General features: G+C 46.6%; 13 protein-coding genes. 5 read left to right on the top strand and 8 right to left on the bottom strand.

Annotation, left to right across the window (positions count from 1 at the left end; all coding sequences use genetic code 11):
• Positions 1–150: 150 nt before the first annotated feature.
• Positions 151–630 (bottom strand): PaaI family thioesterase, encoded by a 480-nt coding sequence (locus HU147_RS06425; protein ID WP_224075468.1) that lies wholly within the window; start codon positions 628–630, stop codon positions 151–153.
• Between the two features lie 710 nt (positions 631–1,340).
• Here HU147_RS06425 and pepF point away from each other — a divergent pair.
• Positions 1,341–3,158 carry an oligoendopeptidase F gene (pepF, locus tag HU147_RS06420; RefSeq protein WP_224075467.1) on the top strand — a complete coding sequence of 606 codons (1,818 nt, stop codon included), beginning with the start codon at positions 1,341–1,343 and terminating at the stop codon, positions 3,156–3,158.
• 33 nt (positions 3,159–3,191) lie between these two features.
• Here pepF and HU147_RS06415 read toward each other — a convergent pair whose 3' ends face one another.
• The 6 genes from HU147_RS06415 to HU147_RS06390 form a co-directional block, all read right to left on the bottom strand.
• Positions 3,192–4,478: a purine/pyrimidine permease gene (locus tag HU147_RS06415; protein ID WP_224075466.1), complete on the bottom strand. Its 1,287-nt coding sequence runs from the start codon at positions 4,476–4,478 to the stop codon at positions 3,192–3,194.
• 85 nt (positions 4,479–4,563) lie between these two features.
• Positions 4,564–4,833 carry a hypothetical protein gene (locus HU147_RS06410; RefSeq protein WP_224075465.1) on the bottom strand — a complete coding sequence of 90 codons (270 nt, stop codon included), beginning with the start codon at positions 4,831–4,833 and terminating at the stop codon, positions 4,564–4,566.
• 155 nt (positions 4,834–4,988) lie between these two features.
• Entirely contained in the window at positions 4,989–5,630 is a 642-nt protein-coding gene (locus HU147_RS06405; RefSeq protein ID WP_224075464.1) for an NAD(P)-dependent oxidoreductase, read from the bottom strand.
• An 18-nt stretch (positions 5,631–5,648) separates the two neighbouring features.
• Complete coding sequence (locus HU147_RS06400) at positions 5,649–6,656, bottom strand: LLM class flavin-dependent oxidoreductase (RefSeq protein WP_224075463.1); 1,008 nt, start codon at positions 6,654–6,656, stop codon at positions 5,649–5,651.
• Between the two features lie 87 nt (positions 6,657–6,743).
• Positions 6,744–7,721 carry a cation diffusion facilitator family transporter gene (locus HU147_RS06395; protein ID WP_224075462.1) on the bottom strand — a complete coding sequence of 326 codons (978 nt, stop codon included), beginning with the start codon at positions 7,719–7,721 and terminating at the stop codon, positions 6,744–6,746.
• A 134-nt stretch (positions 7,722–7,855) separates the two neighbouring features.
• Complete coding sequence (locus tag HU147_RS06390) at positions 7,856–8,590, bottom strand: MBL fold metallo-hydrolase (RefSeq protein ID WP_224075461.1); 735 nt, start codon at positions 8,588–8,590, stop codon at positions 7,856–7,858.
• A gap of 129 nt (positions 8,591–8,719) precedes the next feature.
• Here HU147_RS06390 and HU147_RS06385 point away from each other — a divergent pair, with 129 nt between their 5' ends.
• The 4 genes from HU147_RS06385 to HU147_RS06370 all read left to right on the top strand — a co-directional run bounded on the left by HU147_RS06385 (position 8,720) and on the right by HU147_RS06370 (position 11,914).
• Positions 8,720–9,034: a general stress protein gene (locus HU147_RS06385; RefSeq protein WP_224075460.1), complete on the top strand. Its 315-nt coding sequence runs from the start codon at positions 8,720–8,722 to the stop codon at positions 9,032–9,034.
• 247 nt (positions 9,035–9,281) lie between these two features.
• The gene (locus HU147_RS06380) at positions 9,282–10,361 is read left to right on the top strand and encodes a YkvI family membrane protein (protein ID WP_224075459.1); all 1,080 of its coding nucleotides are present in this window, start codon (positions 9,282–9,284) and stop codon (positions 10,359–10,361) included.
• An 87-nt stretch (positions 10,362–10,448) separates the two neighbouring features.
• Complete coding sequence (locus HU147_RS06375) at positions 10,449–11,618, top strand: acyl-CoA dehydrogenase family protein (protein WP_224075458.1); 1,170 nt, start codon at positions 10,449–10,451, stop codon at positions 11,616–11,618.
• Positions 11,615–11,914 carry a DUF3219 family protein gene (locus HU147_RS06370; protein ID WP_224075457.1) on the top strand — a complete coding sequence of 100 codons (300 nt, stop codon included), beginning with the start codon at positions 11,615–11,617 and terminating at the stop codon, positions 11,912–11,914. The genes HU147_RS06375 and HU147_RS06370 overlap by 4 nt, the downstream gene beginning before the upstream one ends.
• A gap of 110 nt (positions 11,915–12,024) precedes the next feature.
• Here HU147_RS06370 and HU147_RS06365 read toward each other — a convergent pair whose 3' ends face one another.
• A complete protein-coding gene (locus HU147_RS06365) occupies positions 12,025–12,288 on the bottom strand; it encodes a DUF3006 domain-containing protein (protein WP_224075456.1) in 264 nt (87 codons plus the stop codon).
• Between the last annotated feature and the right edge of the window lie 2 nt (positions 12,289–12,290).

Here is a 12,290-nt window from a genome sequence, read left to right as displayed (position 1 = left end):
ATCGTGAAAACTTTCAATCACTTTCAAAGAACTTCTTGATTATACTATAAAGCTATGTATTCTTACCAGTAAACTAGGTTATAAAATTTTAGCACACTACTTGGATGAAGTGTGCATGAATTAGACCGGACCAGCCTTGCATTTTGCTGCTTATTTTCCGAATGATTTCGGCATAACTACTGCCGTTACTTCTCCAGTGGCGCAAATGGAATCATCCGCAAATACTTCCACTTTCACTTTAAATTTCTTCGGATGAATTTCTTCCACATGCCCAATCGCTTTCAACACGATTCCTTCAGGCGTCGGTTTCATAAAGTCCACATGGAGAGATGCTGTAACAAAACGCGGCGGTTCTTCCCCGCTTCCGGGTTCAAAACCATTTTTCCGGTGCAGGGCAAGCGATGCTGAACCGGTCCCGTGGCAATCGATCAGCGAAGCAATCAATCCGCCATAGACAAAACCGGGGATTGCTTTGTGTGCCGGATCCGGCTTGTATAAAGTAACTGTTTCTTCACCGTTCCATTTCGTGCGGAAATGATGGCCTTCCTTATTCAGGCGGCCGCATCCGTAGCACCAGGCAAATTCTTCCGGGTAGTCATCCTGTATGGCGTTCATAATTGTCTCGTTCATGTCAGTTCCCCTTTTCTATGTATGGTTTAGTTGCAGAGCGTCAAATCTTTTTACTAGTTTATCATAAGGGTTCGAAAATAAATAAAGTATTCTGATTTGTTAAGAGGAAAAAATGCAAAGGAAAAAGCATGATCCTTTTCATCAGATCATGCTTTTCCTTTTTCTGCCCCCTCAATAAAACCGTAGAGGGGTTTTGCACGCGGAAAATTTTTTTATTCAATTCCTTCTACAACTAACTTGTTCGTGCTCTGACGAAATTGTAACCCTCGCCAATGCAGTTTGTTGCGCTAACTGCTTTTTGCCATTAAGGCTTTTGGTTCGCATCTACTTCTCAGCGAATAAAATGTTTTGCAGTTAAACGTTTAGATGCACTTCCACAAAAAACTTACTTCTTTTACTGATTTGATTCACTTCTTTTGGAGAGAAACCACTGGTACTTTCGGTCTCTGACAAGAGTAACTATCGCCAGTAAAGCAAAATTTTCCGCCAAGGCTGTGCAAGTTATCGTCTGGATGCGTTCATAAACTTACTTCGTTTATACGCGTTTCCCTACGTTATTCCGCCTTGTACTTTATATGTACCACGTGCTTTTCTTTTTTAAACCTCTTTTTTCGAATTTTTAAAATAAATTAATTATTTTTTTACTTTTTTTATTGTTCCCTTTATACTAAAGGTTAGTTCGACATCCGTAATAAAAGAGGAGAGATAGTATGGTAAAAAGTTTGCCCCAACGGTCAGAGGTCCCCGCAGAAGAAACATGGGATCTGAATAGCCTATTTGCATCCGACAAAGAATTCAACGAAAGCTTACATACATTGGAACAGGATGTAGCCGAATTCCAGAAGCAATTCAAAGGAAATATCCAAGATGCGGCTTCGGTGGTAGATGTGCTTACTGCTTACTTGGCGCTTTTGGAAAAGCTGGTTCCTCTCAGTACATATGCAAGCCTGTCGTTAAGCACCGACCAGACAAACGACGAAGCCCAAATGCGTTCAAGCAAATTCGGCTCTGTTTCTGCAAGAATGAGCAGCCAATTATCTTTTGTTACGAGCGAGCTTTTGGCATTGCCGGAAGAAACGCTGAAATCTGCCATGGAGCAGTCTAAGGAATTTGAAGTTTACTTAAAAGACTTGATTCGGAGAAAGCCTCATCAGCTGCATCCCGAAGTAGAAAAAACTCTGGCCGCCTATTCTTCTACATTCAGCGCGCCTTACGGCTTGTACAACACCACCAAAATGGTCGATATGGCTTTCGATGATTTTGAAGTGAATGGCAAAAGCTATCCGCTCAGCTACGTATCGTTTGAAGGCGATTGGGAAGCAGAGCCGGATGCTGCACTTCGCCGCACCGCATTTACCGCCTTTTCGAATAAGCTGAAAGAATACCAGCACACGACGGCGAAAACATATGACATGCAGCTCCAAACAGAAAAAACCACATCCGACTTGCGCGGCTACGACACCACCTTTGATTATTTATTGTTCAATCAGGAAGTGGATCGTTCCTTATACAATCGCCAAATCGACTTGATCATGAAAGAATTGGCGCCGCACATGCGGAAATACGCGAAATTGCTTCAAAAAGCGCACGGTTTGGATAAAATGACATTTGCAGACTTGAAAATCTCGCTGGACCCTTCCTACGAACCGGAGATTACGGTGGAAGAATCCAAAAAATACATCAATGACGCACTTGGCATCATGGGAGATGACTACTTGGAAATGGTGGAACGCTCGTATTCAGAGCGCTGGATCGACTTTGCCCAAAACACCGGCAAGTCGACCGGGGCATTTTGTTCAAGCCCTTACGGCAACCATCCGTATATCCTGATTTCATGGACCGGCCGTATGAACGAAGTATTCGTTCTGGCTCATGAACTTGGCCATGCCGGCCATTTCTATAACGCAAACCGTGAACAAAACCTGTTCAACGCGCGCCCGTCGCTTTATTTTATCGAAGCACCTTCTACAATGAACGAAATGCTGGTAGCGAACCACCTGCTCAAAAATTCAGATGATCCGAAATTCAAGCGCTGGGTCATTTCTTCCATCGTGGCTCGAACGTATTACCACAACTTTGTGACGCATTTGCTTGAAGCGGCTTATCAGCGCAAAGTGTACGAACGCATCGATGCCGGGCAAAGCGTCAACGCCGGTGTGTTGAATAGCCTCAAACGAGGGGTACTCGAAGAATTCTGGGGAGACGCAGTGGAAATCACACCAGGCGCCGAACTGACGTGGATGCGCCAGCCTCATTACTATATGGGCTTGTATCCATACACGTACAGTGCAGGGTTGACCATTTCCACGCAAGTGTCCAAACGCATTTTGAATGAAGGACAGCCGGCGGTCGACGAATGGCTTGAAGTATTAAAAGCCGGCGGCACCAAAACACCTGTCGAGCTTGCCCAAATGGCCGGCGTCGACATCACAACGGAACAGCCTTTACGCGATACGATTGCTTACATCGGCGAATTGATTGATGAGCTGGTTACGTTGACAGAAGAAATTGAAGAAGTAGCGAAATGATAAAAGGAGGAGCACTCATGTGCTCCTCCTTTTTTAACGGGATTTTTTTCTCCATAGCAGGTACTGTTCGATGGCAATCGCTGCCAGTGTTCCGGTGATCAGCCCGTTTGAGAACGTGGCGGCGACTACTGCCGGCAGTTCCGCTACGCTTTCCGGCGGCAGGAACATGAAGCCAACACCGATCATCAAGCCGAACGCGGAGACTTTATAGGCCTGTTCGCTGTCTTTTTCCTGCGACAGCTCGTTAAACGCCATTTCCACCATTTTTGTAAAGATGGCAAATATCACAGCGTAGGCGACAGGTGCCGGCAAGGCTGCAAGCACAGCCATCAAGTTGGGAAACAAACTGATAAACGTAACAAGCAAGCCGCCCATGATGAATGGTTTGATGGAAGGATTCCGCGTGGCGCTGACGAACCCGGCTGCGCCTGAAATCGGTACCGGCCCGATGGCGGAGAACAGGCCCGCCAGCACGTGGTTGATGCTGGAGGCTACAGACGCCTGCTTGACACGGTCTTCCCGTTCAATGGAAAAGTTATTTTTCAGCACCATTTCCATTACCCGGATCGATGCCATCATATTGGCAATGAGCAAAATGGTCAGGAAAAGCGCCGTCACAAACATGCCGCTGTCCCAGACAAGCGGACCAAATACCAGCATTTCCGGCAATGCCACAATGACATCCGGATTGAAGGTGATGCGTTCTGTTTTATTCAACAATGCGAAAATCAGCCAGCCCGCTGCAATCGCCAGCAATACTGAATAGCGATTGACCCAGGCTGTTCGATGGTCCATCAGGAAAAATGTGATGCTCACAACCGCAATTCCCCCAAGCAAAACCAGCAAATCCACCGGCTGCCCCGCTTCCACAATGCCGAGCAAGCCGCCGATGATCGATTCACTTAATTGCAGGACAAGAAGCAACAAGTAAACAAACGTAATCGTCGGGGTGAACAAGGTTTTCATTTTCCGGACTACTCCGGTATAGGCAAAAACGACGAATAGCCCTCCGCTGTAAAGCAAGCCGCTTTGCAAGGCCTGCAAGGAGGCTTCCATTGTAGGATACATAACGCCGATTAGCCCTGCATAGACAATGAAGATTCCCCACCACAAGCCGGCTGGCCCTTCGTTTATCGGCATCCGGTGCCCAAGCCAGGCCTGGACGAGGCAGGCAATGCCCAGCACGAAAATCGTCCGCTGGACGAATAAAGCCGTGTCGCCGCTGTCCATGCCAAACACATTGGCAATGGCGATCGGAGCAGCAATGGAGGACGCCAAAAGAAAGACCGCCCATTGAACTCCGCCAAATAAATTTTTCATGTTCCATTGCTCCAATTCCTGAAAGCTATTCTATCTTTTGAGTATACCCCTTTTTCTGGACATAAAAAAAGAAGCCCTGAAGAATTCAGGACTTCTTGTCGCGTTCAAAATCGTTTTTCCGGGCATTTTGTTTCTGCTCCGCCGGAATTTCAACTTTGTCTTCCTGGCTACTGCCAATTTCGCTATTTTTATGGTAAACAACCGGATAACCTTGCTCTTCCAATTGCTTTACTTGTTTTCTGGAAGCTCTGATCAAAAGCCATACAATCAGAATCGACAAAATGAAAATGATGACTACCGAGATGATCCCTGGAATGTATTCTGATTTATCTTCAGGAAAATATAAAAATTCCATTGCTTTGTTTCCCGCCTTTATATGTTGAAGTTTCCCTCCATTATACAGGAAAGCAAATTCCACTTTAGAAAGGAACGTGAACATTTCGTGGCGAACTGTTGGCAATTCCCGTACATCTATGCCGGGATTCCGTCCGGTTCAAAAAAGCTGAAAAGTTAACGGCTTTCCGATACAACGGTAAAGCGTTTATTGATGTGCCGAGGATTTTCAATTTCATCCACCAAAGCAATGGCATAGTCCGGATAGCTGACGTAGCTTTTGCCTTTTTTGTTGACGGTGATGCTGTCTTCGCCGATTTGATACTGGCCCGTCCGTTTGCCGTCGGCATCAAAAAATGCTGCCGGGCTCATAAAAGTCCAGCTGATACCTTCTGCTGCTTCAAGGTCGGCCAGGTTTTGCCCCTGGTTCGATGCAATGGCTTTAAACGCATCCGGGAATTCCGGTGTTTCAATCAATCGGGTGGTTCTTGCTTCGTCGACAAATAGACTGCCTGCGCCTCCCACGACGATCAACCGGGTGTCCGGAGCCCCTTGTAGCGCTTGAATCAGTATTCTTCCCGCTTCAACGTGCTGCTCTGCTTTTTCCGGAGGTACACCAAAAGCATTCACGACCACATCAAACGCCTTAAGATCTTCAGACGTCAAACTGAAAACGTCTTTTTCCAAAACCTTCACGGACGCATCTTCCATTTTCGCCGCGTCTCTGACGATAGCTGTTGCGTCATGGCCTCTTGAAACCGCCTCTTTCAAAATCATGCTTCCTGCTTTTCCCGTGGCACCGATAATCCCGATTTTCATTCTGACCGCCTCCATTTTTTATAGTTGGTCTATAGAATCCTTCAGTATCTCAAATGAACGCTTTCTCTTTTCCTGATCATAAATATAGGAAACTGCCATCAATTCGTCAATCTGCACTTCATCAACGAACGAGCGCAGCTGGCCGCTGACGGCTTCCCGGTCTCCCATGAATGTATACTGTGACATGCTTCGTGCCACGTTTTCTTCGTATAAACTCCATTTGCCGTCCATCGTATCAACCGGCGGCTGAAGAAGATTTTTCGTGCCTCTCACCACATTTAAATAGAACATCTGGCTGGAAGTTGACAGTCTTTCCGCTTCTTCGGTTGTTTCTGCCGCTACTACATTGACACAAACAATAACGTAAGGTTCAGCTAAGTATTCAGATGGCTGGAACTGGCTGCGGTAAATCTGGATCGCCTGCTTCAGCTGCTGCGGCGCAAAATGCGCAGCAAATGCGTAAGGCAATCCTAACCGCGCAGCGAGCTGGGCGCTGGATGTACTCGATCCAAGAATAAAGATCGGCACTTCGGTTCCGACTCCCGGATAGGCATGAACCATGCCCTGATGTTCAATCGGACCTAAATAGTTTTGCAGTTCCACTACGTCTTGCGGGAACACATAGGCTGTTTCCTGTGTCGTTCTGCGCAGGGCATGCGCAGTTTGCATGTCGGTGCCCGGCGCGCGGCCGAGGCCCAGATTCACGCGCCCCGGATGCATTGTTTCCAATGTCCCAAATTGTTCGGCTACGACAAGCGGTGTGTGGTTCGGCAACATGACGCCTCCTGAACCTACTTCGATGGACTCTGTATGGTCCAGCACTTTAGAAATCAAAATCGATGTCGCAGAACTCGCAAGTGTCGGCGAATTGTGGTGTTCTGACAACCAAAAGCGGCGATACCCCAATTTTTCCACGTGCTGGGCCAGGCTGACCATATCCTCAAGTGCGTCTTTTGCTGTCTGCCCTTCGGAAATGGCAACCAAATCCAGAACGGATACTGGCAATGTTTTTATATGTTGGTTCATCAAATAACTTCCTTTCAATTCAAGCTGCCATTTAACCATAGAACCAAAATATCTTGAATACAAGCTATCTGCTCGGCAAGACCATCATCAGGCTTTGCCGTTTGGTTGAATCCACGTAGGGACCTGGTCGTCTTCATCAAATTCAATGATGACATCTGTGACGCCCCGCACCCCTTCTTTAATCCGTTTTTCAATATAATCCCGAATGTCATCCGCTTCTGCAATCGTCATTTGAGGATCTACTTCCAGCTTTAATTCCACATGAAAGTGGTCGCCTTCTTTAATAACATCGAGGTCCTGGATATCGTTCACTTTCGGATGCTGCAGAACCTTGGCGCCGATTCTGGCCTGCATTTTCACATCTGCCGCTCCTAAAGCGCCTGCCGCATTATCAAGGAATACACGTCCAACTACCAAAATCAGCATGATTCCGATAATGATCGAAGCGTAGCCTGTGGCGCTATGAAACGGTGTATATGTGGCCAGCACAATGGCAACCAACGCAAGCAGCGCTCCTCCTACTGCTACGTTGTCTTCCAAAAACACGAGTTTCGTAGCCGGTTTCGCATCTTTCACGTTTTTATAGCTCGCTGGGATAAACTTCAATCCCCGCGTCTTTTCTTCCGGCAGGTGCTCCGTAATTTCCCGCATCGCCTTGTACAAAACAAAGCCTTCCAATAAAGCCGCTGCACCCAGGACGCCGATATTCAGCCAGAACCCTTCTTCAGAATGCACGGTATCCGAGATATGGTGAAGGCCTTCCACAATCGTTTCATAAGCCAAAACGCCAACGATTAATACGGCTCCCAGCAGAACAAGATTTACTAAACGTCCAAAACCGCCGGGAAAGCGTTCTGTCGGGGCTTTCTTGCTGAATGCCGAACCGATGAACACGAAAAACTGGTTCGCTGCGTCTCCGAAGCTATGCATCATTTCTGCGAACATCGCGACATTTCCTGATAGTAAATAAGCCGCTGTTTTGATCAAGCCCACCACTAAATTGACAATGGCTGCCCACATTGCTGATTTGTTGCCCATTTTTAATAATCTTATAAATTCCTTCATCTGTCAGCGCCCTTTCCGTCTTCTGCGATTCAAAAGTTATTTCTCTTTTTATTTCCCTGATTCTTGAAGAAAAACACGTAATTTTTTCTGCAAAAAAAAATAAACAACCGGCAGAACTCCCCGCCGGTTGTTTATCAAACTTCAACAGTTTGTCCAATTTCCGCAAACTGAACTTTTCCACTATAAGTTTTTTTGGCTGCTTCCAGGATTTCTTCGATGTTTCCGTACTGCGGCAAATGGGTCAGCCATAATTCTTTCGCACCCGCCTGGGCAGCGAGTTGCCCGGCTTGGCTCCCGCTCATATGCCCTTTAATAATGCCCAGGTATTTTTCGTATAAGTTCGCTTCCGAGACCAACAGCTCCGCATTTTTTGAAAAAGGCACCAAATCGTCTGTCCATTCCGTATCCGCTGTAAACACGACCGATTTTCCGGCGGCTGTAAATTTTAGTGCCAGACAATAAACCGGGTGAATGGTTTCACAGAAGGATACTTGCCAAGGGCCGATTTGCATTTCACGGGAAACGTCAATTGGCCGTCCTTCTGTCACGCCTTTATACGACAGGCTTTCGAACATAGCCGGATCCCGGTCGTGGCCATAAATCGGAAACGGTGTATCCCATTCCTTCAATTGCATTCCGACCATAGCCGCATGCTGAAGCACGCCAATGTCTGCCACATGGTCCGGATGGTAGTGGCTGATGACCGCTGCATCCAGATGGCGCAGTTCCGTATAGTTTTGGACAGCAGCCAATACGCCGCTGCCGCAGTCTACTAAACAGCGGAATCCGTCATGTTCCAGCAAAAACGAGGATGTGGCTTCGTTTTTATTCGGATAACCTCCCCAAATCCCAATCGTTGTAACCTTCATTCAAATCGCTCCCTCGGTTTTTTCTATAGTATACCGGATTGCTGCTTAGCTATCTTGTTTAATGGATGAGCCATAGTGGTATGTATGAGAGTAGATAGATCTTAACAAATAAATTTTGGAGGGATTATTTTGACAGTAAAAATGACCGTAGAAAACGCCGTACAGGCGAAGGCAGAAATTGAAAAGTTGGAGACTCAAGGATACACACACGATGAAATTTATGTATTTGCACACGACAAACGCCGTGAAGCTGATATTGCCGATGCCCTGGATACAGAACAAGTCGGCGGCTTCTTAAAATCCTTGAAAAACATGACCGTTTCACGCGGTGACCAATTGCGCTCGGAAATGGCAGCAGCCGGTTTAACGACCGATGAAGCTGCAGAATATGAAGAAGAACTCGATAAAGGCAAACTTGTCATTATTGCCAACAAGAATGCATAATACAGATTCATGCCCATCTTCCGTACGGAAGGTGGGTTTTCTATGTTTTTATAATATTTCTGGACTGTTTTTATAGTTTTATTGGGAAAGGTCTTCCATACCTGTAGTCATATAGCCGTGTCCTGCTTCCCCCTCTTTTCCTCTATTGAAACGCTTACTTTGATTTGTTATATTTGAATAAGGTTAATTTTCTAATTATAGAGAGGATAACTTCTATGAGGAGAAAATAACTTCAAGGGGGATATATATGAAGAAGAGTTTAAAAATGGGAAGTGCCTTTATCGGCATTATTGTCGGGGCTGGATTTGCTTCCGGACAAGAAATCCTGCAGTACTTTACAAGTTTCGGCCTCATGGGCATTTTAGCTGCGCTTATTTCAACGGTCATGTTTGCCTATCTCGGCATGAGCTTAACACGCTTAGGCAGCCGAATGCAAAAGACCTCCCATAAAGATGTTATTTATGGAATCAGTGGAAAAATTCTCGGCACGATTGTGGATTATATAATTATCTTAACGCTATTTGGCGTAGGCGTCGTAATGGTTGCCGGAGCCGGATCAATTTTCACTCAGCAGTTCGGCCTTCCGGCAGCTCTCGGAAGCACCCTTCTGATTGTGCTGGTCATTTTAACGATTATGCTGAATGTGGAAAAAGTCATTGCCATTATCGGAGGCATTACGCCTTTTCTTATCTTGATGGTTGTCATTCTTGCGGTTTATAGTTTAGCAACGATGGATTCAGCATTTTCTTTATTGGATCCGATTGCCAAAGAACAGCTGTCAGCTGTTCCCAACTGGTTTTTGTCCGCTCTGAACTATGCCTCTTTTAATATTGCAGTCGGAGCTTCCATGGCCATTGTTATGGGCAGCACCGAAAAAGATGAAAAAATTGCAGCACGCGGCGGTCTTTTTGGCGGCCTCGGACTCGGAGTTTTAATCATTTTGAGCCACTTGGCAATATTTGCTAGAGTCGATGAAGTTGGAGGCGCAGAAATGCCAATGCTTCAAATTGCCAACGACATTTCACCTCTTATCGGCTGGTTTATGTCTTTCATTTTATTCGGAATGATTTTCAATACCGCAGTTGGCATGATTTATGCTTTTTCAGCACGCTTCATGCACTCCGGCACAGCCAAGTTCAAGATTTTCGTAATCATTGTGGGAATCATTTCTTACATTCTGAGTTTTGTCGGATTCACTGAACTTGTGAATATGTTCTATCCGGTCGTCGGTTACCTTGGATTCTTCCTAGTAGCGGCTTTGATCTGGGCAGACATCAGAAATTCCGATAAACCTGTAGGCATCAACAGCAGTGTAAATAATAATTAAGCGAAAGCCGCCAAAGCATGCAAGTCCCGCTTTGGCGGCTTTTCATGTTATGGTTTTAGTAAACCCTGCTGGAAGGAGCATATTTTCATGGACGCTTTTATCAAAACCCCTGAACAGCAAAAGCTGGCCGCACAGATCCAGGCGTTGCAGCCAACTTTTCAACAACGCGAGCCGGAACTCGATGCCCTCGGCTCGTTCCCTCACGAAAATATACAAGATTTAAAAAATATCCAATACCATACTTTAACGCTGCCGGCTGAATACGGCGGACAAGGGCTTGGCTTATACGAATACATATTGGCCCAGGAAGCGATATCGAAAGCGTCGGGCCCTACCGGCTTATCGATTGGCTGGCATGTCGGAATTGTGCTTGAATTTGCCGAAAACCGGCACTGGCACCCCGAATCTGCGAAATGGCTGATGAAACAGATTGCCAGCGGCGCCTTGATCAATACGGCTGCTACTGAAAATAACGCCGGCAGTCCGGCACGCGGCGCCTTGCCGCGCACCACTGCTGTACGCGACGGCGACGAATGGATCATTAACGGGGAAAAGACTTACACCTCCCTCGCGCCGGCCCTCGACTATATTTTTGTGACGGCTGCTTTGGAGACCGAAGAAGTAATGACGTTTATCATTCCGCGGGAAGCGGAAGGTGTTTCAATCGATGAAACATGGGATATGCTGGCGATGCGCGGAACTGCGAGCCACACATTAGTGCTTCAAAATGTACGCATACCGGCTTCCTATGTACTGAAACCGTCGGGTGCACAAGCAGCCGGAAAAGGTTGGCTGCTCCACATACCCGCTTGTTACATCGGCATTGCCGCCGCAGCCCGCGATTACGCAATTGACTTTGCCTCGTCCTATGCACCCGCTTCACTTGGCAAACCGATCGCTGAGACGCCGAATATCCGTCAGACCATCGGGGAGATGGAATTGGAACTCGCGACCGCCCGCCATATGCTTTACGGAACAGTCGAACGCTATGAACTGGCACCTGACAAGTCCACAATGGACGAAGCACTCGACGTGGCCAAAATAGCTGTAACCCATGCAGCAATGGGCATTGTCGACAAAGCGATGAAAATTGTGGGCTCACGTGCGCTGTCGGAAGCCAATCCGATGCACCGCCATTACTTGAACATCCGCGCCGGCTTATACAATCCGCCGATGGAAGACATGGTGAAAGCACAACTGGCATCTAAAGCCATCGAGTTTTTCAAAACAAAAAATGGAGGCGAATCAATTACATGAGTACACAAATCCACATTAACGACCGCGTCATCGAAGCTTTTCAATTTTCACATGAAACGGTGAAGACTCCCGGGACCGAACGGGAACTGCATAAGATCATTATTGATTTTAAAGTGACGAGCAACGAGTACCATGACATTGCGGTGCTATTGTATGAAATGGATTTCCAGATCCGCGTGCCTGAAAAAAATCTGGATTTTCCCGCTTCCATTTCCAATTATTCCACGTCCATCACAAATCTTTACCAAGCAGACGAAGTAGCCGATTATCATCTGGAATTGATGGAAAAAGCATAATGATTCATAAGAAAAGAAGGCCGGGAGTTAGTCTCCCGGCCTTCTTTTTGTGTTTATGCCCAAGTTTTGAAATTTATGCTCAGCGTTGCGGCATTTACGCTTAACCGGGATTATTCCCGCTTAAAGCGGCTGCCGCGGCGTCTCGATCTCAGCTTTTGCATCAATTCCTGGGCTTCGCTTTCTTTGGCTTCCGCCGTTTCTTCATCTAATGAAATTGAAATGATTTCTTCTCCATCCAGCTCGATTTCAAACCATGAATTCACTCGGCTGCCTTCCGGCAAATGCCTGATGGGCAAAATGATTTCCTGCTTCGCCTCTTCCAGCAGGATGACCGCCAAATGGCCGTCTTCTATTCGGTCCAGTGTGCCTCTCATCC

Origin of the sequence: Planococcus chinensis, from assembly GCF_020071995.1 — a bacterium.
In the GTDB taxonomy this organism is placed as follows: domain Bacteria; phylum Bacillota; class Bacilli; order Bacillales_A; family Planococcaceae; genus Planococcus; species Planococcus chinensis_A.
This window is presented reverse-complemented; position numbering and strand designations above follow the sequence as displayed.